Origin of the sequence: Sulfitobacter sp. SK011, assembly GCF_003352065.1 — a bacterium.
Taxonomy (GTDB): domain Bacteria; phylum Pseudomonadota; class Alphaproteobacteria; order Rhodobacterales; family Rhodobacteraceae; genus Sulfitobacter.
Genome location: NZ_CP025803.1, coordinates 145,408 through 169,200, shown reverse-complemented (window position 1 = coordinate 169,200; position 23,793 = coordinate 145,408). Strand labels below are relative to the sequence as shown.

Here is a 23,793-nt window from a genome sequence, read left to right as displayed (position 1 = left end):
CGAGGCCTGCGATCAGGCCTCGGCCTCCTCAGTCAACTCTTCGTCTTCTTCCGTCGCATCCGGCTCCAGATCGGCAGGGTCGACCCAGCCCAGCATGATGCGCGCGGTCATGATCATGGCCTGAGCGTCTTCCAAGGAAACATCAAACGGTTCAAGGACACCATCGTCTTTGACGCGTTCGCCATCAACCGTTGTCCAGCCACCCGCCAATTCCCAATCCGCGCAGGTTGCAAAGTCCTCCAGCGTTTTCACTTCGTCTTTGCCCAGCGCCTCTAGCATCTGGGGTGTCAGACCCTCAAATTCAACCAGGCTGTCCTCAACACCCAAGGCACGGGCGGCATCCATCGCTGCTTTGTTTTTGGCTTCCAGCACATCGCGGGCTCGGGCCTGCAATTCGCCAGCGGTGTCTTCGTCGACACCGTCGATGACCAACAATTCTTCAACTTCAACGTAAGCAACTTCTTCAAGGTTCGTGAACCCTTCGGACACCAGCAGCTGAGCAAAGAATTCGTCCAGGTCAAGGTTGTCCATGAACAGCTTTGTGCGCAGTTCAAATTCGGCCTGTCGGCGCTGGCTTTCCTGCTCTTCTGTCATGATGTCGATATCAAGACCGGTCAGCTGTGACGCCAGACGCACGTTTTGACCGCGGCGGCCAATGGCAAGGCTCAGCTGTTCTTCCGGCACGACAACTTCGATCTTGCCGGCTTCTTCATCCAGAACGACTTTGCTGACTTCCGCAGGCTGCAATGCGTTTACAAGGAAGGTTGGCTGATCTTCATTCCATGGAATGATGTCGATCTTTTCGCCCTGAAGCTCGTTCACAACGGCCTGAACGCGGCTGCCGCGCATACCAACGCAGGCACCAACCGGGTCGATAGAATTGTCATAGCTGATCACGGCAATCTTTGCGCGCGATCCGGGGTCGCGGGCAACGGCCTTGATCTCGATAATGCCATCGTAGATTTCTGGCACTTCCATCTTGAACAACTCGGCCATGAATTCTGGCGCAGTACGGCTCAGGAAAATCTGTGGGCCACGCTGTTCGCGGCGAACCTCTTTGATGTAGACACGGATGCGGTCATTGGGGCGATAAGATTCGCGGCCAATTTTCTCATTGCGGCGCAGAATTGCTTCGCCCGCGCCCACATCAACGATGACGTTGCCATATTCTTCGCGCTTGACCAGACCGTTGATGATTGTCCCGGCGCGGTCTTTGAATTCTTCGTACTGGCGGTCACGCTCGGCTTCGCGAACCTTTTGCAAGATCACCTGCTTGGCGGATTGTGCGGCAATACGGCCCATTTCAACGGGCGGCACTTCCTCAACAAAGGTCTGACCGACCTCTGGATTCTCCATATATTGTTTGGCCTGTTCGACCGTGAATTCCGCCTGATAATTCTCAAGCTCGTCGTCTGCCACAACAGTACGGACACGGGTGAATGTCGCGCGACCTGTCTTGCGGTCGATCGCCACGCGAATGTCCATTTCTGCGCCATACCGCGACTTGGCAGCGCGGGCGAGCGATTCTTCCATCGCCTCAATGACCAGACCGGGGTCGATCATCTTTTCGCGCGCAACCGCCTCGGCGGTTTGCAACAACTCAAGCTGGTTTGCAGATGTAATGGCCATTAGGTGTCTCCCTCATCAGACTCTTCAGTCTGGATCTCATCAAACTTGGTTTCGTCAATTGCACCCGACGCTTTGCGCTGGCGCAGCATTTCTTTGATCAACTCATCGGTCAGCACCAATTTGGCATCCGACAGCCAGTCGAATTTCAATCCAATCGTGCCTTCTTCGACGTTGATCAGGACTTCGTCACCTTCAACACCCGCCAACTCGCCCTTGAAGCGGCGGCGGCCGTCGATCAGCTCTTCAGTTTCAATCTTGGCCTCATAGCCTTCGAACATGTCAAAATCCTTGAGCCGGGTCAGCGGACGGTCAATACCGGGGCTGGACACCTCAAGGGTATATTCTTCGACAATGGGATCCTCGACATCCAGTGTCGCACCAATCGCCTGAGAGATCAGGGCAAGTTCATCCACTTCGATGCCCGCCTCTGGCCGATCCGCCATGATCTGCAAAATCGTGGTCTTGCCCGACATCAACCGCACGCGCACCAATTCGAACCCCATATCCTCGATCACCGGTGTGATGATCTCGGCCATGCGGCGGTCAATGGCTGCTTTGGCAATCAGGTCGTTGTTCATGTTGTCCTTAGGCACAAAAAAACGGGCGCGCGGCCCGTGTTCAAGATCGGTGGAGCGTTTGGTTTGGACCCGAACGCGCCGCTGTTGAAAAGGGATATAGGGCGGATGAGGCGCGACTGCAAGCGGAGTCTGAAGCGCTGCCTATCCAAACCACCAGCGTTCTGCTGCACGCAGATTGTCGAGCGGGCGCAATTGGCTGATCTGCGCCGGATGTGCGATGTCGCGCGAAACCGCTGTAGAAGGCATGCGGCGATGGGGCAGCAGCGCGATGTCGGGCAAGTCCGTGACCCCATCCGCATCTGTCACGTTGACCGCATCCACTAGAATTTCTGCCAACGCCTGAATGCGCACTTTCTCAGATGGGATCGACACCAACTCAACCTCATCAAACCATCCTGCGTCCCCATCCTTGTAATGGGCGGAAACCCGCTCGGTAACAAGCTGCTGACCCGGCGCAAAATGTTTGACGCGGTAAAGGCCGGTCCCAATGCCAGACTGCGGTGCGTGCGCTGGGCGAATGACAAATTCCGGCTGCGCCAAAAGCAGTGGCAATCCGGGATTTGGCGCGTTCAATGCGATAATGACCGCATATTTCCCATCAGCGATACATGTGGTCCCCAAGCCAAAGACGGCGGCAAGACTGCCAGCAACATCTTTTGCAGTCAGAGGGGTATCATCATGAAACTTCACCGCTGGACGCAGATCGAACCGCCACGTGCGCCCAGCGTCAGACGTGTGCCATCCGGTCGCCAGTTCTGCCCGCAATGTTCCGTCTGCGGCAACTTCGGTCAGTGTGTCAAACACCAACCCCTGTCGGGCAACCTGCATAAAAAGGCCTTCGCCATTGGTCCAAGTGTCATCGCGCGCGGCATCTGACAGCGCCATCCGCAGACGTCCCCCGGCGCGTGGAATTCCAGCCGCAGACACGCCAGACGCCGCCAGCAACGCGGCAGCAGCACCAGAAGCAAAAAGTGCGCGACGATCCAAAAGGGAATTGCGCCGTGTCATTGTGCCGCGATCCGATCCATCGCGCGCACCAGCTCGGCGCTGATCCCCGGCTCAGACAACGCATGCCCGGCGTTGCGAACCATTTTGAGTTCGCTCTTCGCCCAGCGCTCTGACAGTGCAAATGCGTTTGTCGGAGGACAGATCATGTCATAGCGCCCCTGTACGATCACACCTGGAATATGCGCGATACGCTTCATATGGGCCAGGATCTGCCCATCAAATTCCAGAAAGCCCGCATTGGTGAAATAGTGATTTTCAAGCCGCGCAAAAGCCCGTGCATAATCTGCCGGCCCTTCGTGCGCGGTGCCTGACGAATGTATGGACGCCAGCGCATTTTCCCACGCGGCCCATGCCTTGCCGTATTTCTGTTCCGTTGGGAGATCACCGGAAAACAGGCGCTGATGATACGCCGAGATCATGTCCCCGCGTTCCTTTTCGGGGATCAGCGCCGCAAACCGGGCCCAAACCTCGGGCCAGAATTTGCCGGCACCGCCGCCGTAGAACCAGTCAAGTTCGGCCTGCGTCATCAAAAAGACACCGCGCAACACCAGGTGACGCACAACTTCCGGATGGCTTTGCGCATATATCAGGGCAAGGGTGGCCCCCCAGGACCCGCCAAAGACAATCCAGCCGTCAATCCCAAGTGTGGTGCGAATCAGCTCAATATCCGCAACCAGATGCCAGGTTGTATTGTCCGTCACAGACGCATGCGGCCGGGACCGCCCACATCCCCGCTGATCAAGCAAAATCACCCGATATTTATCCGGATCAAAATAGCGTCGCATCGACGGGCTGCACCCGCCGCCCGGCCCGCCATGCAGCACCACAACAGGGATGCCATCTGGGTTACCGCATTGTTCAACATAGATGCTGTGACCCTGCCCAACAGCCAACATTCGTTGGTTGAAAGGGTCGATCGGCGGATAAAGATACTGTACCGCGCGTTTTTGATCGGGAAATTTGTCCATCGAAGCCCTATATAGTCTGTCAGGACTAAAGAGCATAGGGAGCGCAGAATGCAAGCGCATCAAACAACCGTAGACCCCGCCGAGATTGCAAAGTTTGAGGCGATGGCCGCTGAGTGGTGGGATTTGAACGGTAAATTCAAGCCATTGCACATGCTGAACCCGTGCAGGCTAGATTATATCACCACTCAGATCGCGGGTGAGTTTGATCGTGATCTGAAGTCACCCGAACCATTCAAAGGTCTGCGCATCCTTGATATTGGATGCGGTGGTGGCTTGCTGTCTGAACCGATGGCCCGTCTTGGTGCTGACGTCGTCGGTGCCGATGCGGCAGAACGTAATATCCCGGTGGCGCAGGTGCATGCCCGGCAATCCGGGCTGGAGATTGATTATCGTCACACCACCGCCGAAGCGATGGCAGCCGCAGGCGAGCAATTTGACGCAGTCCTCAACATGGAAGTCGTCGAACATGTCGCGTCCCCCATCGACTATCTGACCGCGTGCCGACAATTGCTCAAACCGGGTGGCCTGCATATTTGTTCGACGATTAACCGCAATCCAAAATCCTTCATGATGGCGATTGTGGGCGCAGAACATGTGATGCGCTGGTTGCCCAAGGGAACGCATGAATGGGCAAAATTCATCACGCCCGATGAATTGTTTGATCTGCTGCGGCAGGCGGGCCTTGATCCGGTCGACCGCAAGGGGTTTGTGTTTAACCCGATCGCGTGGTCGTGGCGGTTGTCAGATCGGGACCTCAGCGTGAATTACGTCACCGCCAGCACGAAACCTGATCAGCCAAGCTGACGCCGGATTTCTCGCAAGATCGGCAGGGCGGCACGCGCCTGATCTTCGCCCAACTCATCAACAACTTTGTTGATCATCGGGGTAATCGCAGAGATCGCATTCACATGCGCCAATCGACCTGCCGGGCTGATCCCGACCATCTTGCGGCGGGCATCATCCCAATCGGGCCGGATGTGAATGTATCCTGCCCATTCCAGTTTGTTCAGCGTGTTGGTCATCGCACCGCGCGTGACGTTGAATGTCTCTGCAAGTTTGGCAGGGGACCGTTCGCTGCCGTGCCACGCCAGATTATTGAGAACCGAAAAATGCGAGATTTCCATGCCCTTCGGCAAGACCCGTGTCAGCCGGCTTCGCACAGATTGATCTGCTGCCAGCAGTTCGCTGAACAGCAGAATCGCAAGAGTGTTCTTTTCATCTGTCATGTCTGGGCCCGATCAGGGGTCTGAGAACCTGCGCCTATTGGCAAGGCTTGGCACCTTTTGGCGTGCTGCCACCCCTTTTTCCATATTCAGATCAAAGATGTAAACGCCAGTGTCTGTTTCGGCGTCCAAAATCACTTCTCCCCAGGGATCAACGACCAAAGAATGACCATAGGTATCGCGGGTTTTATGGTTTGTGCTGGCATGGGTTCCGGTCTGCGCTGGTGCCAAGACAAAACACCCCGTCTCAATCGCCCGCGCTCGCAGCAGAGCATGCCAATGTGCGGCACCGGTCACCGGCGAAAAGGCCGCTGGCGCGGTCAGGATTTGCGCCCCGGCGCTTGCCAGCGACTGATAGAGCAGCGGAAACCGCATATCATAGCAAATGCTCAATCCGATATTTGCAAAAGGCGTTTGTGCCATCACCGCCTGCGTACCGGGACGGTAGCCTGCTGATTCGCGATAAGTCTCTGTCTCGTTGATCTGAACATCAAACATATGGATCTTGTCATATCGCGCGGCAATCGACCCATCAGGCGCAATCAGAAAGGACCGGTTCGCAAACCGCCCGTCAGCGTCCTCGGTCTTTAGTCCCAGCGAACCGATCAACAGCCAGACACCGGTGTCCGACGCGACCTGCCGCAGAGCGGCCAATGTGATGTCGTCCGCCTCAAGCTGTAAAACGCTTTTTTGATGTTCTCGGCTTGTCGATACGCAATTTGTGACCTCGGGGGTCAGGATGAACTGCGCGCCCTGCGCCGCTGCATCCCGAACCAACTGGACGGTCACTGGCAGGTTTGCCACCGGATCATCCGAAACATTCAGCTGTACAAGCGCCGCTTTCATTATGCGGCCAACAAAGCGTCCAGCTTGCCCGCGCGTTCCAGCGCATGCAGCTCGTCAGAACCGCCCACATGCGTATCACCGATAAAAATCTGTGGCACGGTACGCCCACCATTTGAACGTTGCATCATTTCGGCCTTCCGCCCCGGTTCCGCCAACACATCGACTTCAGAAAAACTGACGCCTTTCTGGGTCAGCAATCGTTTGGCAGCGTGGCAATAGCCGCAAAGCGGCGAGGTATAGATTTCGACAGGTTTCATGGCTGGGCCTCTTTGAACGCGATGTTGGCACCAGATTTAGGTATCTTTTGCGACGCGCGCCAGTGTTACCACGCGCACTGGCCCAGAACCCGCATCAAGACATGCCTGCGCAGCGGCGGTTAACGTCGCACCAGAGGTCATTACATCATCCACCAACAGGATCGGACGGCCGGCCAATCTGTGTCGCCGTTTTGGGTGAACACGGATCGAATTCTCCAACATTTGGAACCGTTCCTGGCTGCCCAATCCATCCAGAGAGCTGGTGCGCCGAACCCTTTGCAATAGATCCGGGCACCATTCTTTCTCCAGCCGCGTCGATAACGCCTTGGCAAGCAATGCGGATTGGTTGTAGCGCCGTTTCATCAGTCTGCTCCAATGCAGCGGAACTGGCGCAATCAACGCATTTTCGGGTGCGATGCTTTGCACCACATTGGCCATCCATAATGATGCAGGGCGGGCGATTTCCTGTCGGTCGCCGGGTTTCAGGGCAAGAACCAGCTTACGGCCTGTATCGCGATACACCAGGGCCGCACGCCCCTGAACCCATGGCCGGGGGGCCGCAAGGCAGCCATCACATTGTAGTGAGCCACTGACATCAACACCCGGCAAGGGCACACCGCAACTGTCACAGGCGGCCCCGCCCACAAATGCCGTGTCGCGCCAGCATGGCCCACATAGGCCAAAATCGCTGTCCACCATCGCGCCGCAGGTCAGACACCGCGCCGGATAGACAAAGTTCAACGCAGTTTGAAATCCCTGCAACAACGTCATATTGATCCTTAATGACTGCACAGCCCATCATGACCGATCTTGCAAAACTTGCCCGCAACCGCGCACGCGCGACCCCGGCAGGCATGTTCCTGCACCAATCTGCCGCAGATGAAATTCAGGATCGGCTGGAATTGATTAACAAATCGTTTAAGGCACCTGCCATTGTGACTGGTTTCCCCAGTTTTTGGGCACCGCAATTGCCCGCTGCACTGGCCGCGCCTGCGGATGAGGTGCTGACCCTTGATCAAGGTGCGCATGATCTTGTGGTCCACGCGATGGCGTTGCATTGGGCCAATGATCCGGTGGGGCAGCTGATCCAATGCAGGCGCGCTTTGCGGGCAGATGGGCTGTTTCTGTCTGTGTGTTTCGGTGGCCAGACCTTGCATGAATTGCGCGCGTGCCTGGGCCAGGCAGAGGCTACGATAACCGGGGGGATGTCCCCTCGCGTGGCACCGATGGCCGAGCTTCGCGACATGGGAGCGCTGCTGCAGCGGGCAGGCTTTGCGTTGCCGGTCGCTGACGCCATGCCTTTACGTGTCGAATACGATGACATGTGGCGTCTGATGCGTGATTTGCGGTCAATGGGCGAAACCAATGCCTTGCACGCCCGCCTGCGCCGCCCAACAGCGCGGAAAGTACTGGAACACGCCGCAGATCTTTACCACAGCCATTTCGGAACAGGCGACGGACGCATCGTTGCAACCTTCGATCTGATATTCCTGACCGGTTGGGCACCCGACGACAGCCAGCCCAAGCCATTGCGCCCCGGGTCCGCCAAACAGCGGCTTGCAGATGCCTTGCACACGGATGAGACAAAACTGCCCAATTGACCCCAGAGGCACAGCGCCTATTTCATCAGAAAACGAAGATATACCAAGGACAACTGAATGCAGCTTACGCGCCCGGAACATGCCGATACCGACCATCCAAAACTGCCCCGTCCAAAGGTTGGCGTCTTGCTGGCAAATTTGGGCACGCCGGATCATTACGACTACTGGTCGATGCGCCGATACTTGGGTGAATTCCTTTCAGACCGGCGCGTCATTGATTACAGCCCATGGCTTTGGCAGCCGCTCTTGCAATTGGTCATTCTCAGCAAACGACCCTTTACCAGCGGTGCTGCGTATAAATCCATCTGGAACGAGGCCGAGAACGAAAGCCCGCTGATGACCATAACCAAGGCCCAGACCGCCAAGATCACATCGGCGATGCAGAAACGCTATGGCGATGACGTTATGGTCGATTTTTGTATGCGCTACGGCAATCCCTCTACACAATCAAAGGTCGCCGAGATGACCGCCGCTGGATGTCAGAAGATCCTGTTCTTTCCGCTATATCCACATTACGCCGGTGCCACATCTGCGACAGCGAATGATGCTTTTTTTGCGGCGCTGGCGAAAGAGAAATGGCAACCCTCTGCGCGCACTGTCCCTGCGTATTTTGACCGGGCCGATTATATTGATGCGCTGGCTGGATCTATTGAGGCGGCCTATGCGGCGGCTGAAACCAAACCTGATCTGTTGATCTGTTCGTACCACGGCGTACCCATTCGGTATTTGACGGAAGGCGACCCATATCACTGCCAATGCCAGAAAACGACGCGGCTGCTGAAAGAGCGTCTGGGGTGGGATGACACCCAGATCATGACCACGTTCCAATCAAAGTTTGGTCCTGAGGAATGGTTGCAGCCCTACACCGTTGAGGAAGTTGCGCGGCAAGCTGAGGCGGGGATCAAGAATATCGCTGTCTGCGCACCGGCGTTTTCAGCCGATTGCATCGAAACGCTCGAAGAGATTAACGAAGAAATCAAAGAGAGTTTTGAACACGCAGGCGGTCAAGAATTCACCTATATTCCTTGCCTGAACGATGACGATGCACACATCGCGGCACTGTCGAATATCATCGAAGAGAATTTGCAAGGCTGGCTCGCTTAATTGGCCAATCCCTTGTCGTTAAAACGCAAAAAAGGCGGTGCAATGCACCGCCTTTTTCGTTTTAGATACTATTACCGATTAGTCGGCAGCAATAGCAGCAGCAACCACGACCAGCAAAAGCAGCGGGATCAGGATGCCAGAAGAAGAAGAGTTTGCTTCTTCAACGATAACAGGCGCTTCGATGATTGGATCTGCCAAAGAACCGGCAAATGCAGTCGATGCAGCAGCTGACAGAGCAGCGGCGAGAACGAGTTTTTTCATATTCATAACCTCCAGAAAAGGCGTGCAGCACAAAAAGTACTCACACGCACCCAAGACTTACCTCGTGAAACTTTCTAAACAGCATCGCCGGGTGATTGCAAACCCAGATTCCACTTTTCAGCCCCAGATGCACCCGAATGTCGTCAAATAAGCAACACTTGTGTACCGACCTTGGTCATCGCAAAGAGCTCCGCAATGTGTTCATTATAAAGGCCAATACACCCGTTCGACGATTTCCGGCCAATCTTGCGTGTGTCGTGGGTGCCATGAATGCGGTAGTACGTCCAGCTCAGGTAAAGCGCATGAGTCCCAAGCGGATTATCAGGGCCCGGTCCGATATACGCAGGCCATTCTGGGTTGCGCTTAAGCATCGAAGGTGTCGGTCGCCAGCTTGGGCCATCGACCTTCTGAACCACCGATGTCCGGCCACGACGGGTCAAATCTTCCGTCAGCGGGACGCTTGAGGGGTAAAGTTTGTAAATACTTTGATTCTCAGACCAATAGTGTACAGCGCGACTGTCGATATCGACCAGAATCGCACCATTCTTCGTGTTTGAGAAATACGGCTGCCAGTCCAAGGTGCGGAAACTTGAGATATTGCGGCGCACTGTTTCATTCAGATCGCGCTCATTCACCGTGGTCGCCGCCGAATTCACAGCAGCTGCATCTTGCGCTATTGCCGGTGCAGCAAGCATAGCTGCGGAACCGGCCAGAAAAGCCCGGCGGCTATTAAGATTGAATCGCTTATCAGACATTTGATGTCTCCATAAATCGGCATTTGCTACATTTGCCATGTATATATGGCGCGAAAGACGCAGTATCAAATCAAACCCGCGTCATTTAGCAGAGTAACGCCGATGTGCGTTTGAACTGCAACGCATGCCGATGTAAGGCAGACAAAATCAAATTTGTGTGGAGCTGCGCCGTGATCCGTATTCTATCAGTACTACTTTCCGTAACGATTGCCCTTGCGGCCTGTACTCCTGTAACGCCACAAATCGGTACTGATGGCCGAGCATTGCCGAGGGCCTACAAGATCAGCCGCGCTGACGCCGGCAAGATCCAGTTCCGCATGCTTGATTCGATTAATGCGTTGCGCGGCTCGGCTGGCGTGGCACCCGTTCAGCTCAATTCAAACTTGAATGCCGCCGCTGCAACCCACTCACGCGATATGTCGGTCCAAAACCGGCCCTGGCACTTTGGCTCTGACGGCTCGTCCCCGGTCGATCGCATCCAAAGGGTCGGATATGCTGGCGGCCTGGTCGGTGAAACCATTTCGGAAACCTATGAGACCGAACTTGAAACGCTCGCGGCATGGATGGACCAGCCTGACACACGCCGCGTGATCATGTCACCCGATGCCCGTAACATGGGTTTTTCCTGGCATCAGGAAAACGGCGGCAAAATCTGGTGGACGTTGGTGATGGGCAGCTGACCCAGAAAAGGGGTCGATGAACGCACCAACTTCAACGATCGCTATGGATTGATCGCAATCGGTGTGCCGTCGCGCACCATCGCGTAAACGTCTTCTATCTGCTTATTCGTCACTGATATGCAGCCCCAGGTCCAATCGGATTTGTCTTTCTTCCGTGGATCCTTTTGGCCGTGAATAAAGATATCACCGCCCGGCTGTTTGCCCAGCGCATTGGCAACTTCGCGGTCCGTTTGATTGGGATATGAAATACCCAAAGACAGATGGAATTTGCTGTTCGGGTTCCGTCTGTCAATGCGGTAAAGACCCTCCGGCGTCCGGCCATCGCCCTCAAATGTCTTATGGCCAATTGGCGCGAACCCAAGCCTGATCTTGTAGGCTTCGAGCACCCTGTCATGATGCAGCAACATCATCCGACGCTGTTCCTTGTTCACGATGACATAGGTCACTTCAGGACCACTATAGCGTTTGAACTTGCTTGTGCTGCACGCCCCCAATGCCACAAGCGCGGTGCCACCAAGAATTAGATTTCTGCGATTCATGTCCTGCTGTCCCAAATGCCCAAGCTCTTCCAGCTCTTTTCAAACTCGACTAGCATATAACTGAATATTTTGCAGTCAAAAAGAGGTGATACGTCATAGAATAGGGGCAATTGTTGCCCCTGGACAATGGCTTAGCTGTCAGATTGTCTTGGTCAGAGATGCAGCCAATTCGACATGTGACGACCAGCGAAACTGATCCACAACCTGCACCCAGTTCAATGTATATCCAGCCGCAACCAACGCATGCGCGTCCCGGGCAAACGTTACCGGATTACACGATACATAGGCGATCCGCGGCACAGCGGCCTCAATCAACTCAGCAACCTGCCGTTCGGCACCGGCACGCGGCGGGTCAAGCACAACGGCCCCCGCCTTGATCAACTCATCGGGCAACATTGGCCGACGGAACAAATCCCGTGTCTCAGTTGTAACTGGTTTCAATCCCTCGGCCATCCGCCACCCCTTATCCAGCGCGGACAGCATCTCTGCATCACTTTCGACGGCATGCACTCTTGCTGTTTCGGCCAGCGGCAATGAAAATGTTCCACAGCCCGCAAACAGATCAACAACGTAACCTGCGTCGCCAACAGCCTCTTTGACCGCTGCCAACAACGCGACCTCGCCGTGATCCGTCGCCTGCAGAAACGCGCCGGGTGGTGGTGTGATCTGTGCTTTGCCAAACTGTTGGCGCGGCGGGTTGCGCATGGCAATCACGTCGCCATCCCAACTTAGCCGGGCAAGACCCAGTTGATCACAAAGCTGGGCCAATTCCTGCCGCAAAGGACCATCCAGAGACTTGCCATGCTGAACCGCAACATCCAGCCCGTATTTTGATGAGGTGACCGTGACCGCAAGCGCCGCTTTGCGGCTGGTGCCGACAACGGCAAGCTTTTCCGCAATCGGCAGTCCCGCCAACACATCGGGTTGAACAAGTTGGCAGCCCGGCACCTCAATTACCACGTCAGACGCGCGGCCATGAAACCCCGCCATCGCACCGTTCTTGGTCCGCTTCGCCGCAAAAGTTGCCCGTCTGCGCGACTGCGGCGGCGACGTGGTGATTGGTCGCAAAACAGTCTCTAATCCTTGCGCTTCCAGCGCATTTCGCACCACTTCCAGCTTCCAATGTGCAACAAATTCATCTGAAGCGTGTTGGAGTTGGCATCCCCCGCAGGATTTGAAATGTCTGCACGGGGGTGACACCCGATCATCGCTCGGCCTGACGATCTTAACATCACGCAAAGCTTGCCCATCGACCCGACCTGTCACCACCTCACCCGGCAGGCTGATCGGCACATAAAGCGGACCCTCGGCAATGCCGTCGCCGTGGTGACCCAAACGCGTGATAAAATGTTCTGTCATGTTCCGGCCATACAGCGGTGACGCATCATGCTAAAGCCCTATTCGGCGGCCCGCGCGTTTAGGAAGCCACCAGATTGACGGTTCCAATAGCGCGCATAAAGACCACCCTGTGCCAGCAACCCTTCATGCGTGCCGCTTTCAACGATGCGACCCTCGTCCATGACGACAATACGGTCCATTTCGGTCAACGTGGACAACCGATGCGCAATGGCAAGGACGGTTTTGCCTTCCATCACACGGGCAAGGGCAGCCTGAATGGACGCTTCGACCTCGCTATCAAGGGCTGATGTTGCTTCATCCAGAATGAGGATCGGTGCGTCTTTCAAAATGGCGCGCGCCAATGCAATGCGTTGGCGTTGCCCACCAGAAAGCTTGACGCCGCGTTCTCCCAGATGGGCGGCATATCCACGCCGGCCTTTGTGATCCTGCAAGTCTTGGATAAACGCATCCGCTTCCGCCCGCTTTGCTGCGTCAATCACCTGTTCCTTTGTCGCATCCGGGCGACCGTAAAGGATATTATCAAGCGCAGATCGGTTAAACATCGCTGTTTCCTGCGTCACCATCCCAATGTTCTGCCGCAGGCTTTCTTGCGTCGCATCCCGGATGTCGCATCCGTCAATTGAAATTGTGCCCTTTTCCGCTTCATAGAGCCTTAAAAGCAACGCGACCAAGGTCGATTTCCCCGCGCCCGACGCACCCACAATTCCCAGCTTTTCGCCCGGCCTGATGGTCAAAGTGATGCCATCAATGCCACCTGTCTTGCGACCATAGGCAAATCCGAGGTCAGAGATGTCGATCTGGCCGTCTGACACCACTAGCGCCCGCGCATTTGGTTTGTCCTCAAGGCGGGTGCGCGGGGTCAAAGTGTGCATGCCATCTTCAATCTCGCCAATGCTGGAATAGATCGCCATCAGCGTAAAACTGACCCATCCAGTCATCTGCGCGATGCGAATGGCAATCGCACCCGACGCAACGATGTCACCTTCGGTCGCCAACCCGCGTTGCCACAACATCACCGTGCCGCCCAACAGCAAAACAGGAAGCAGCCCGGCAAGGCTCATCAAAGCCAGCCGAAAACCCGCGGCCAAATAGCCAAATTCCAATGCGCGCGCACGAAACGTCTGCATCGCGCCCAGCGCCGCGCGGTCCTCATGATCGGCGTGGGCAAACAGTTTGACCGTTTTGATATTGGTGATCGTATCCACCACCTGCCCTGACACCATCGCGCGTGCACCCGCACGACCCGCCGACCGTTTGCGCACACGCGGCAGGAACCAATAGATGAGGGCAAGATAAAGCAAGAGCCAGACTGAAAACCCAATCGCAACGCGCCAGTCAATCGCAATCAGCAAAGCCACCGACCCGACCAGGGATGCCAGCGCAAAAGCGACCACGTTGATCGTTTCGACGGCAACATCCGTAACAGCACGTGCTGTCTGCATCTGCTTCTGTGCGATCCGCCCCGCAAAATCATCATCAAAAAAGGTAACGTTCTGCCCCAACGTCCAGCGGTGCAAACGCGACAGGACCATCGGGTTTACGTTTGGGCCAACCATGATTGAATTGGATGCTGCCGACAGGCCAAAAAGGATCGGACGTGCCACCAAAAAGAACGCAAGCGCGCCAAGGATCAGGGCGATATTGGTCCCGTCAAAAAACTGGTCCGGTCCGCTCTTTACCGTCGCATCGATGATCCGGCCCAGTATCCACGCTGTTCCCGCCTCCATCACGCCGGCAAAGGCCGAAATAAACGCGGCCAGCCACAAAACCGGCCAGGCCCCGGACAGACACCACCGCATAAACGCGCCCAGCGATTGGGGCGGCGGGCCCTTTGCAGCAGAGAATGGGTTGATCCAGTCAGAAATGCTCACGTGTCGTCATCCAGTTTCAGGAACCCACCAGATTGGCGCGCCCAGAAATCTGCATATAGCCCGCCACGTGCCAAAAGCGCGTCATGACTGCCTTCTTCGACAATCTTGCCCTGATCCATCACCAGTATACGGTCCATTTCGGCGATGGTGGAAAGACGGTGCGCAATTGCAATCACGGTTTTGCCTTTCATCATCCCATAAAGCGTTTCCTGAATAACGGCTTCGACTTCGCTGTCCAGCGCACTGGTCGCCTCGTCCAGCAACAATATCGGCGCGTCCTTGAGGATTACGCGCGCCAGCGTAATCCGCTGGCGCTGACCGCCTGACAATTTCACACCGCGTTCGCCGACGCGCGCATCATAGCCGCGCCGCCCTTCGGGATCAGACAGATCAAGGATAAACTCATGCGCCTGCGCCTGTTTCGCCGCCGCGATCATCTGATCTTCGGTCGCATCAGGACGGCCATAAAGAATGTTGTCGCGCACAGAGCGGTGCAACAACGAACTGTCCTGCTGCACCATCCCAATGTGCCGCCGCAAACTGTCTTGCCGCACTGTTGCGATGTCCTGATCGTCAATCAGGATCTGACCACCTTCCGCATCATAAAACCGCAATAACAGCTTAACTAGGGTCGATTTCCCTACGCCAGACCGCCCAACCAATCCAATTTTTTCACCCGGCTGAACGATAAGGTCAACAGATTGCAAACCCCCCGAAGCGCGCCCGTAGTGATGGGTCAGCCGCTTCATTTCAATCTTGCCCCGCGACAGATCAAGCGTTGGCGCAGATGGGTCATCCACCAGACTGATCGGCTGTGCGATGGTCTCCATCCCTTCGGCCACGACACCCAGCTCGCGGAAAAATGAGGACAATGCCCACATGATCCATGCGGTCATTGAATTGAGCCGCAAGGTCAACGCTGTGGCAGCAGCGACAACACCCACGCTTGCCTCACCGGCTATCCATAGCGCCAATGCCCACCCGACAACGCCGACAATAAGCAAGCCATTCAACGCGACCAGCGTCATGTCCATGATCGTAAAAATCCGCATTTCTTTTTGGAATGTCTTCCGCGCCCCTTCGATCGCTTCTTTGGCAAAATCGACTTCCAGATCATGATGCGCAAACATTTTGACCGAATGAATATTGGTATAGGCATCCACCACGCGCCCGGTTACCAAAGACCGCGCATCCGACGCCGCCTTGGACGCCGGGCCGACGCGTCTGACCGTCCAGGCCACCAAACAAGAATAAAGCGCAAACCAACCTACAAGCGGGATCAACAGCCGCAGATCAGAAGTAGACAGCAATATCGCGGCCCCGATCAAATAGGCCAGCGAATAGGATATCGCGTCAAACACCTGAAACACGACCTCGCCCGCGGCGGGCGGGGTTTGCATGATCCGGTTCGCGATTCGCCCCGCAAAATCGTTTTCGAACCAACCTACCGATTGCCGCAACACCTGTCTGTGCGCGCGCCACCGGATCAATGTTCCGAAATTGGGCAGGATGGTATTGTTGAGCAATGCGACATCCAGGCCCTGCACGATGGGTCGGATGAAGATCACGAACAGGGCAACAATGATCAGCTCAGTGCCGTAGTTCTCCCACATCTGCGCAGGGTCAGTGCCCAGCAGATCAACAATGCGGCCCATGTAGTAGATCAGACCGATCTCAATCGCTGCGACCACAATCGACATGACCGTCGTCAGGGCAAACACCCAGAAGAATGGCCGCGAATAGTCACGCAGAAACGGCCAAAGCGCCTGAGGCGGATGGTCTTGTTCATCGTAATCCACATAGGGATTAACGAGGTTCTCAAAAAAACGGAACATGGCGGGAAACCTTAGGACAGATAGCGCAAAATGATCAGGCGCTGCAGCCGCAGGCCCAACAGTGGGGTGTGGTTATGTCAGCCTTAGCCGAACCAGATCCCGCGATACATTTTGCATTCCTCCATCTCCATGCCACCTGATCTAGCCAAATTTTAGCTGGCTGTCGACCCACTACGGCAGATCAAGCAATTCAACGCCACTCAGCGTGAAACCGGAAGCGATCCATTCACTTTCAAGCAGGGCCAGACGCGCGCCCAACGCCGGGCCTTTGAATGTCGGCATCAGGTCGGCAGCCTTGATGGGAAAAACGGCCTGGCTGGCCTTTTTTATCGTCTCTAACATGGCTGTTTCCGGCATATGCTCAGCCAGTGCAGCACGCAACAAAAGCGCTTGCTCGGCTATTTCCGCTCCATGACGATAAGCGACTTCCGGCAATGGCGGACCGGAAAACCCAGTGTCTCGCAGCAGTTCCAGTTTGCGCGCATTGGCTTTGCTGAGCCTGAGCCGAGCCGCGACATCCTGCCCGCCCAGTGCCGCCAGACGTCCAACCCAATCCACATCAATCTTTAGATGTTGTTCAATATGCACCACGATTGAAAGCCATCGGTCGTCCGATCCCGGCAATATGGCCGAAAGCACGCCTGTTTGGCGCATGGCCGCAATTGCCGGGGCGGGGTTAGGAGCCGACAGCAATTTTGTCATTTCCTGTCCAACACGTTCTGCTGAAAGCGTCTCTAACCCGCCGGTATTTGCCGCAATTGCCGCCAAGGCATCGGGATCAAAGCCCGCCGTTTGATTGCTGAACCAAGCTGAAAACCGGAAGAATCGGAGAATCCTCAGATAGTCCTCTTGGATACGCGCACTGGCATCTTCGATAAACCTGACCTTGCGCGCCAATAGATCTGGTAGCCCGCCCAGTGGATCGATAATGCGCCCGTTTGGGTCTGAATATAATGCGTTCATGGTAAAATCACGCCGCCGCGCGTCATCGGCGATATTGTCTGAAAAAGCGACCACAGCGCGCCGACCATCTGTCGCCACATCGCGACGAAAAGTTGTAACCTCGAAAGCGTCCTTGCCAGAGATCACTGTCACAGTGCCGTGGTCTATCCCGGTGGGTACCGCCTTTAATCCCGCCGCTTCGGCAAGGGACATGACCTGCTCTGGTCGCGCATTTGTTGACATGTCCACGTCACTGTCTGGTTTCCCAAGCACTGCATCGCGCACACAGCCGCCAACAAAATAAACATCATATCCCGCGCCAGTAATAACACGGCAAACCCTCTGCGCCTCAGGGTCATTCAAAAAGCCGGTCTTGGCCGGGATTACGATATCATTCGATCGGTCCATGCCCGTAACATACGCGCGGTTGCGCCCCAGATGTAATAGGGCCCGTAAGGAACAACGTAATAATGCCGTCGTTTCCCGCGCCACCGCCGGGACTGGATCAGGTAATTTCCGGGATTCAGCACGTGATCCAGCGGAACGGAAAACACTTCTTCGACCTCACCGCGTTCCGGGCTGATCTCAAACGGTTCAGTGATGAAACCGATGACCGGGGTTACATTGAACCCTGTTACAGTTTCGTGTGCTGGCAACGTCCCCAAAATATCGACGATGCCGGGCGACAGACCAATTTCTTCGCGCGCCTCGCGCAATGCGGCCGCAACAACATCTGCATCGGTTTCGTCCTGCTTTCCGCCGGGAAAGGCAATCTGGCCCGGGTGATGCTTCAATGCCGACGAACGCTTGGTCAACAGCAGCTCCAGCCGCCCATTTTGTTCGATGATCGGCGCAAGCACGCCCGCAGGGCGCAACACGCGCCCCTCAGGCAACACCACATCAGCATTCAAATCAAAGTCAGACGACCCGACGCCCGTCTGCGCCAAGGCGTCCCGATATGGCTGAACCTGATCACTCACCGCTGGTCGCTTTGGCCTCAAACCCGACAGTGGCCGGGTCCAGGTCGTAATGCGCACTGCAGAACTGACAATCTGCGGTCACACGGCCGTCATCGGTTGTCATTTTCTCGATGTCTCTGGCCGAATAGATCGACAGGCTCTGCCGGACACGGTCTTCGGAACACGAACACCCAAATCGCACCGCCTGCGCGTCAAAGACCCGTGGCAGTTCTTCGTGAAACAGCCGCAACAACAGGTCCGTGGGGGCAATGCTGGGTCCGATAAGCTCAAGATCATCTACTGTGTCGAGCAATACATTCACCCGGTTCCAGTTTTCTTCTTCGTCGCCGTGCACCAGATCGGTCGCCGTCAAGACGCCCCCTGACCCTTCACCCTTTGCGACAAAGGGCGAGGCTTTGGGCATATGCTGCAACATCACACCACCAGCGCGCCAATGCTCTGGCTCGTTTGGACCTGATGACCGACCAAAGCTCATCGAGAACCGGGTCGGCAGCTGTTCAGACTGCGCAAAATATGCCTCGGCGCATGCAGAAAGAGAGGTGCCTTCGAGGGGTGTAATGCCCTGATACGGTGCCATCCCCTTGCCTTGGTCAATCATGATCGCAAAGTAACCTTCACCCACCTGATCAAACGGTGTTGCATCGGTTAAACGATCCGCATCATAGCTGGCATAGGCCCGAATGCGCGCGGATTTTCCGTCAGCTTCTGGTCCATAATAGTCTGTGGCAATCATTCGCACCGCACCTTTGGACTGTACCTGCAACGAGAGCTTCCAGCGCACTTTGATCGTTTGCCCGATCAACGCGGTCAGCAGCGCCATTTCAGCCACAAGCGCTTCTACCTGTTGCGGGTAATTGTGCTGACGCAAGATACCTTCCAACGCACCATCCAACCGGGCCACGCGACCACGGATGTCGGCACCATCAAGCTGAAAAGGCAGAACACTGTCGTCCCATGCAATCATTTGGCCGGGCTGTGTATCGGGAGTCATTGGGGTTTCCTTATCGGGGGCCGCTTGGCATACCGCGTCTATATAGGGGCGGCAAGCCTTGGATAAAGGGGCAAACATATGATCAGACGTGTGGGGCAACCGCCGAAGCCAGAAAAGAACTATCGTTTGCGACCCGGTGCCTATGCCATCCTGCCCCTTAAGGGGCGGTTCTTGATGACAGCGCAAACCGAACCAGTGTTTGACATTCAACTGCCCGGCGGCGGTATCGACCCCGGCGAATCCCCGATACAGGCGTTGCATCGCGAGGTGCTTGAAGAAGTTGGCTGGCGGATTGCGCGACCGCGTCGGCTGGGTGCGTTTCGTCGGTTTGTGTACATGCCGGAATATGACATGTGGGCAGAAAAGTTATGCCATGTTTACGCGGCGCATCCCGTTCGACAAATCAGGGAGCCACTTGAGCCCGATCACATCACATTGGTTTTGTCCGCATCAGAGGCGGTTGCAGCACTCGGCAACGACGGTGATCGTATGTTTCTGACGCGTTATGGCCTTTGATCGACGCCTGAGTATTCAAACAATATCCCTGACACATCATCGGGGAAATCAGCCCCGCCAGCAAAATCAGTCAGCTCCCAAATCAGCGCCTCCAATAACGCCGTGCCCTTAACGTCTCTCAGTTTGACCATGATCCGTTCAAGGCCGTCTTCACCCAGCAATTGACCCGCTGGATCAGGACATTCAGTCACCCCATCCGACAGGATCAACAGCCGGTCGCCAGACTCAAGCTGTACATCGAATTGTTCAAATGAAATGCCTGACAAAAGGCCCACAGGAAACCCGCCTGTACCGGTCTGAACAATACTGCCATCTCGTCGCTGGATTGCCGGATGCGGATGGCCCGCCTGCCCGATGGTCACCCTGCCAGTGTTCAGGTCCACAACAGCCAGCATAAGGGTAAAGTAGTGCTCCGTTTCCATCTCGTTCAGAACGAGGTCATTCAAAGTCGCAATCACTTCGCTCGTCGGGCGCGCGGCATATCTGCCATCAGGCTTGCGCTCCAACGCCACATTCTGATCTGGCGCGGTTGCTGATAGATACCCCGCCAGCCGCGCCGTCATCAAAGCCGAACTGATGCCGTGGCCAGACACATCAATTGCAAATAATCCCAATTGCCCCAAACCCGCCGGAAAAAATCCAACAAGATCACCGCCGACGTGCCCACTGGATCTGAGCATCAGTGAAAGGGTGCCTTGGTCAAAGGTTTTGTGACGTTCGCGCAACAACGATTGCTGTAACTTCTTGGCCTCTAACAAGTCCTTATCAAGGGAATCATAGACCCGCTGCAGTTCATCCAACGTGTCCGAAATCAGCCGGTTATTTTCGGATAATTCGCGCTGCATATGCAATATGCGTTCCCCCGCGGTAATCCGCGCGCGCAGTTCGTTGTTGTCGACGGGTTTAGTCAGAAAATCATCCGCGCCAGAATCCAGCCCGCGCGCTACCTCTTCCTTTTCACTCTTGGATGTCAAAAGGATGAAGTAGGCATAGTGGCCATCCGACAATTCCCGGAACGCGCGGCAGAATTCCAGCCCTGACATGCCCGGCATCATCCAGTCGCTTAAGATCAGGTCAGGTCGCCATGATTTGCAAAACGCAATTGCTGCTTCGCCAGATTCGGCTTCTTCGACCTCAAAACCCCATTTTACCAATGACTTTGCCAAAATGCGCCGTTGCAGGCGGCTGTCATCGACAACCAACACCAGTTTCATCTTACTTGAATTTGCGTCGCCGCCAGGATGAGCAAACGCAGGGGAAAATCGGGCCATTTATTCGTCAGTCTTAAAAATAATCCCCCACCCGATAGCCTGCCATGTTTAAGTTAGGATGAATGGTAAAATTTTGACCATTCCGACATTCGTTGATCAAACTTTGTTTAATAAATCCCGTCATTCTATCTGCAAACGAAGGAGTCTGCGGATGATTGACTGGACACGCGTTAAAGAGCTTCGCGATGAAGTGGGTGCAGATGACTTTCAGGAAGTCGTCGACCTGTTCCTTGAAGAGGTTGAAGAGGTCGCGGCGCGTGTCAAAGTCACGTCCGACCAGACGACCCTCGAGGGTGATCTGCACTTTCTCAAAGGCAGCGCCCTAAGCCTTGGGTTCAGTGACTTTGCAAACCTGTGCCAGGACGGCGAAACTGCTTCTGCGCAAGGTAAAGCGGGTGATGTGGATGTACCCAATATCCTTGCTTCTTACGATGCGTCCAAAGTTGTGTTTTTAAGCAAGCTTCCCGGCGTTCTGGCAACCTAGACAAGTTTATACAACGTCTCGGCTCGGGCAGTGCCCGAAGTCTCAATCGCTTTTTCACGCAACATCTGCATGCCCGCGATCCATCTGTCATGGTCCCGCGCCCGATTGACGGCATATCCATGCACTGCCGGGTGTGACATGATCATGAATTGGTTCGCCTCAATTCCATCAGCAATCACCGCCGCGACATCATCTGCGGTCAACAGAGAAGCGCGGTTTTGCGCGTCCTCATCAGATAATCCCAAAAGCGGTGTCGCGACATATTGTGGACAGACGACCGATACGCCGACCCCATCAGCGCCATGCGTAATCGCGAGCGATTCCGCAAAGCTGACTGCAGCGTGTTTTGTCGCAGAATAGGCCGCATCACCAATTTGGTTAAGCAACCCTGCCGCCGAAGCCACATTGACCAGATGACCAGATTTGCGTGCAATCATTTGCGGCAACAACGCGCGCGCAGCATAGACATGCGCCATCACGTGCACCTGCCAATTCAGCATCCAGACATCATTTGATGCAGAGGCTGCGTGGCTTGGTTCACCCGCACCAATCCCCGCGTTAGAGACATAAATGTCAATCTCACCCAGCGTGGCTGATGCCGTCTTTATCAGCGATTGGACTGCCGCTTCGTCACGCACATCACATTGGACGGCGACGCCGCCAATCTCATCAGCGACCGCCTTTGCCCTGTCGCCATCCAGATCTGAAACACAGACGCGCGCGCCCAACCGTGCCGCGTGGCGGGCCAGTGCCGCACCGATTCCGCTTCCGGCACCTGTTATAACAACTGAGGCGTCTGCAAATTTCATCTGTCAGCCCCTCACAATACAAACTGCGCAAGCGTTTCGTCATTGGTAATGTCGGTAAAGGTAAACCCGGATTCAATCAGTTGTTGCAGGAAAGGTTCAAAGTTTTCAGGGCTCCGTGTTTCGATCCCAATCAGCACAGATCCAAAGTTGCGGGCCGATTTCTTGAGATATTCGAACCGACAAATATCATCTTCCGGCCCAAGAATGTTCAAGAACTCTTTCAGTGCACCGGGCCGCTGCGGCATCCGCAAAATGAAATACTTCTTTACCCCCGAATACCGTTGCGCCCTTTCCTTCACTTCCGGCAAGCGCTCAAAATCAAAATTTCCGCCAGAGGCGATGCAGACCACAGTTTTCCCTTTGATTTCTTCGGCAACCTCGCCCAGCGCTTCAATTGACAACGCGCCTGCAGGTTCCAGCACAATCCCTTCCACGTTCAACATCTCGGCTATCGTCACACAAATGCGGTCTTCTGAAAGGTCGATCACATCTTTTGGGTTCACATCCTTCAGCCGTTCAAAATTGCGCGCGCCAATCTTTGCGACGGCTGCACCGTCCACAAAACTGTTGATCGGGGACACATCAACCGGTGCACCGTTCGCCAGCGCGCGGGCCAGGCTGGGTGCGCCGGAAGGCTCTACAAAGGTGTATTTGCAGGGTTCACCAAAATAACTCCGCACACCTGACGACAATCCACCGCCGCCAACAGGCAATATGATGTGGTCGGGAATGCGCCCAAGTTGCTCTTCAATCTCTACCGCGACAGACGCCTGACCTTCGATCACGTCGTCATCGTCAAAGGGGGACAGAAAATAGGCCCCCTCATCGGCACAGAATTTTTGGGCCGCTGCCAGCGTTTTGTCAAAATAGTCTCCGACGAGCCTAATTTCGATTTGTGCACCGCCAAACGTCCGCGTCTTTTGCACTTTTTGTTGCGGGGTCGTGACGGGCATGAAAATAACGCCGCGCACGCCAAAGTGGCTGCACATAAAGGCCACGCCCTGCGCATGGTTGCCTGCTGACGCACACACAAATACCGACTTTTCGGGGATCACCTTGCGCATTGCGTTAAATGCACCGCGCAATTTGTAGGAACGCACCGGGCTTAGATCCTCGCGCTTTAGCCAAATTTCGGCACGAAATCGTTCCGACAAATGGTCATTGCGCATGAGGGGCGTTGCCGGAAAAACCATCCGCATCGCCTGGGTGCCTGCACGCGCCTTTTCTTGGAAATCTGTGGTCACTTTTAGCCCCTCAACCTGATATCTGTCGATAGGCCTGCGCGG

26 protein-coding genes are annotated in these 23,793 nt (G+C 55.4%); 6 read left to right on the top strand and 20 right to left on the bottom strand.

Annotated features, from left to right (window positions below; genetic code table 11):
- Positions 1–12: 12 nt before the first annotated feature.
- From nusA to pip, 4 genes are all read right to left on the bottom strand, one after another.
- Positions 13–1,629: a transcription termination factor NusA gene (gene nusA / locus C1J02_RS00755; RefSeq protein WP_114876705.1), complete on the bottom strand. Its 1,617-nt coding sequence runs from the start codon at positions 1,627–1,629 to the stop codon at positions 13–15.
- A complete protein-coding gene (gene rimP / locus C1J02_RS00750) occupies positions 1,629–2,207 on the bottom strand; it encodes a ribosome maturation factor RimP (protein WP_114876704.1) in 579 nt (192 codons plus the stop codon). Before rimP ends, nusA begins: the two co-directional genes overlap by 1 nt.
- Before the next feature lie 141 nt (positions 2,208–2,348).
- The gene (locus C1J02_RS00745) at positions 2,349–3,215 is read right to left on the bottom strand and encodes an ABC transporter substrate-binding protein (RefSeq protein ID WP_114876703.1); all 867 of its coding nucleotides are present in this window, start codon (positions 3,213–3,215) and stop codon (positions 2,349–2,351) included.
- Entirely contained in the window at positions 3,212–4,183 is a 972-nt protein-coding gene (pip, locus tag C1J02_RS00740) for a prolyl aminopeptidase (RefSeq protein ID WP_114876702.1), read from the bottom strand. Before pip ends, C1J02_RS00745 begins: the two co-directional genes overlap by 4 nt.
- Before the next feature lie 48 nt (positions 4,184–4,231).
- On the opposite strand from pip, the gene ubiG reads away from it, so the two are divergent.
- Positions 4,232–4,987, top strand: a complete 756-nt coding sequence (gene ubiG, locus C1J02_RS00735) for a bifunctional 2-polyprenyl-6-hydroxyphenol methylase/3-demethylubiquinol 3-O-methyltransferase UbiG (protein WP_114876701.1) — start codon at positions 4,232–4,234, stop codon at positions 4,985–4,987.
- Here ubiG and C1J02_RS00730 read toward each other — a convergent pair.
- The 4 genes from C1J02_RS00730 to C1J02_RS00715 are packed head-to-tail and all read right to left on the bottom strand — an operon-like array spanning position 4,975 to position 7,280.
- Positions 4,975–5,409: a MarR family winged helix-turn-helix transcriptional regulator gene (locus C1J02_RS00730; protein WP_114876700.1), complete on the bottom strand. Its 435-nt coding sequence runs from the start codon at positions 5,407–5,409 to the stop codon at positions 4,975–4,977. The genes ubiG and C1J02_RS00730 overlap by 13 nt on opposite strands.
- Before the next feature lie 12 nt (positions 5,410–5,421).
- Positions 5,422–6,252 (bottom strand): carbon-nitrogen hydrolase family protein, encoded by an 831-nt coding sequence (locus C1J02_RS00725; protein WP_114876699.1) that lies wholly within the window; start codon positions 6,250–6,252, stop codon positions 5,422–5,424.
- Positions 6,252–6,509, bottom strand: a complete 258-nt coding sequence (grxC, locus tag C1J02_RS00720; RefSeq protein WP_114876698.1) for a glutaredoxin 3 — start codon at positions 6,507–6,509, stop codon at positions 6,252–6,254. Before grxC ends, C1J02_RS00725 begins: the two co-directional genes overlap by 1 nt.
- Positions 6,510–6,545: 36 nt before the next feature.
- The gene (locus C1J02_RS00715; protein WP_114876697.1) at positions 6,546–7,280 is read right to left on the bottom strand and encodes a ComF family protein; all 735 of its coding nucleotides are present in this window, start codon (positions 7,278–7,280) and stop codon (positions 6,546–6,548) included.
- An 11-nt stretch (positions 7,281–7,291) separates the two neighbouring features.
- Between C1J02_RS00715 and C1J02_RS00710 the strand changes: the two genes are divergently transcribed.
- Complete coding sequence (locus C1J02_RS00710; protein ID WP_114876696.1) at positions 7,292–8,110, top strand: SAM-dependent methyltransferase; 819 nt, start codon at positions 7,292–7,294, stop codon at positions 8,108–8,110.
- Between the two features lie 57 nt (positions 8,111–8,167).
- Positions 8,168–9,214, top strand: a complete 1,047-nt coding sequence (gene hemH / locus C1J02_RS00705) for a ferrochelatase (protein WP_114876695.1) — start codon at positions 8,168–8,170, stop codon at positions 9,212–9,214.
- Between the two features lie 78 nt (positions 9,215–9,292).
- Here the strand turns inward: hemH and C1J02_RS00700 are convergent, their stop codons facing one another.
- The gene (locus C1J02_RS00700) at positions 9,293–9,475 is read right to left on the bottom strand and encodes a hypothetical protein (RefSeq protein ID WP_114880285.1); all 183 of its coding nucleotides are present in this window, start codon (positions 9,473–9,475) and stop codon (positions 9,293–9,295) included.
- A 143-nt stretch (positions 9,476–9,618) separates the two neighbouring features.
- Positions 9,619–10,230, bottom strand: a complete 612-nt coding sequence (locus tag C1J02_RS00695; protein WP_114876694.1) for a L,D-transpeptidase — start codon at positions 10,228–10,230, stop codon at positions 9,619–9,621.
- Positions 10,231–10,400: 170 nt separating this feature from the next.
- On the opposite strand from C1J02_RS00695, the gene C1J02_RS00690 reads away from it, so the two are divergent.
- Positions 10,401–10,910 (top strand): CAP domain-containing protein, encoded by a 510-nt coding sequence (locus C1J02_RS00690; RefSeq protein ID WP_114880284.1) that lies wholly within the window; start codon positions 10,401–10,403, stop codon positions 10,908–10,910.
- A gap of 41 nt (positions 10,911–10,951) precedes the next feature.
- On the opposite strand, the gene C1J02_RS00685 is transcribed toward C1J02_RS00690, so the two are convergent.
- From C1J02_RS00685 to C1J02_RS00655, 7 genes are all read right to left on the bottom strand, one after another.
- Complete coding sequence (locus C1J02_RS00685; RefSeq protein ID WP_114876693.1) at positions 10,952–11,449, bottom strand: murein L,D-transpeptidase family protein; 498 nt, start codon at positions 11,447–11,449, stop codon at positions 10,952–10,954.
- A gap of 138 nt (positions 11,450–11,587) precedes the next feature.
- On the bottom strand, positions 11,588–12,808 hold the full coding sequence (locus C1J02_RS00680) for a class I SAM-dependent RNA methyltransferase (RefSeq protein WP_114876692.1): 1,221 nt from the start codon (positions 12,806–12,808) through the stop codon (positions 11,588–11,590).
- 38 nt (positions 12,809–12,846) lie between these two features.
- Complete coding sequence (locus tag C1J02_RS00675; RefSeq protein ID WP_114876691.1) at positions 12,847–14,679, bottom strand: ABC transporter ATP-binding protein; 1,833 nt, start codon at positions 14,677–14,679, stop codon at positions 12,847–12,849.
- On the bottom strand, positions 14,676–16,514 hold the full coding sequence (locus C1J02_RS00670) for an ABC transporter ATP-binding protein (protein WP_114876690.1): 1,839 nt from the start codon (positions 16,512–16,514) through the stop codon (positions 14,676–14,678). The genes C1J02_RS00675 and C1J02_RS00670 overlap by 4 nt, the downstream gene beginning before the upstream one ends.
- Before the next feature lie 171 nt (positions 16,515–16,685).
- Entirely contained in the window at positions 16,686–17,864 is a 1,179-nt protein-coding gene (locus C1J02_RS00665) for a CCA tRNA nucleotidyltransferase (RefSeq protein ID WP_114876689.1), read from the bottom strand.
- Positions 17,840–18,436, bottom strand: coding sequence for a CoA pyrophosphatase (locus C1J02_RS00660; RefSeq protein ID WP_114876688.1), 597 nt, complete (start codon positions 18,434–18,436; stop codon positions 17,840–17,842). The genes C1J02_RS00665 and C1J02_RS00660 overlap by 25 nt, the downstream gene beginning before the upstream one ends.
- Positions 18,429–19,427, bottom strand: a complete 999-nt coding sequence (locus tag C1J02_RS00655; RefSeq protein WP_205389840.1) for an Hsp33 family molecular chaperone HslO — start codon at positions 19,425–19,427, stop codon at positions 18,429–18,431. Before C1J02_RS00655 ends, C1J02_RS00660 begins: the two co-directional genes overlap by 8 nt.
- 78 nt (positions 19,428–19,505) lie before the next feature.
- Between C1J02_RS00655 and C1J02_RS00650 the strand changes: the two genes are divergently transcribed.
- Positions 19,506–19,943, top strand: a complete 438-nt coding sequence (locus C1J02_RS00650; protein WP_114876686.1) for an NUDIX domain-containing protein — start codon at positions 19,506–19,508, stop codon at positions 19,941–19,943.
- Here C1J02_RS00650 and C1J02_RS00645 read toward each other — a convergent pair.
- Positions 19,931–21,214 carry a PP2C family protein-serine/threonine phosphatase gene (locus C1J02_RS00645; protein ID WP_254693175.1) on the bottom strand — a complete coding sequence of 428 codons (1,284 nt, stop codon included), beginning with the start codon at positions 21,212–21,214 and terminating at the stop codon, positions 19,931–19,933. The two genes, C1J02_RS00650 and C1J02_RS00645, sit on opposite strands and share 13 nt — an antisense overlap.
- Positions 21,215–21,365: 151 nt before the next feature.
- Between C1J02_RS00645 and C1J02_RS00640 the strand changes: the two genes are divergently transcribed.
- Complete coding sequence (locus C1J02_RS00640) at positions 21,366–21,698, top strand: Hpt domain-containing protein (protein ID WP_114876685.1); 333 nt, start codon at positions 21,366–21,368, stop codon at positions 21,696–21,698.
- Here the strand turns inward: C1J02_RS00640 and C1J02_RS00635 are convergent.
- Positions 21,695–22,507: an SDR family oxidoreductase gene (locus C1J02_RS00635; RefSeq protein WP_114876684.1), complete on the bottom strand. Its 813-nt coding sequence runs from the start codon at positions 22,505–22,507 to the stop codon at positions 21,695–21,697. The two genes, C1J02_RS00640 and C1J02_RS00635, sit on opposite strands and share 4 nt — an antisense overlap.
- Before the next feature lie 11 nt (positions 22,508–22,518).
- Positions 22,519–23,751 carry a threonine ammonia-lyase IlvA gene (ilvA, locus tag C1J02_RS00630; protein WP_114880282.1) on the bottom strand — a complete coding sequence of 411 codons (1,233 nt, stop codon included), beginning with the start codon at positions 23,749–23,751 and terminating at the stop codon, positions 22,519–22,521.
- Positions 23,752–23,793 lie beyond the last annotated feature (42 nt).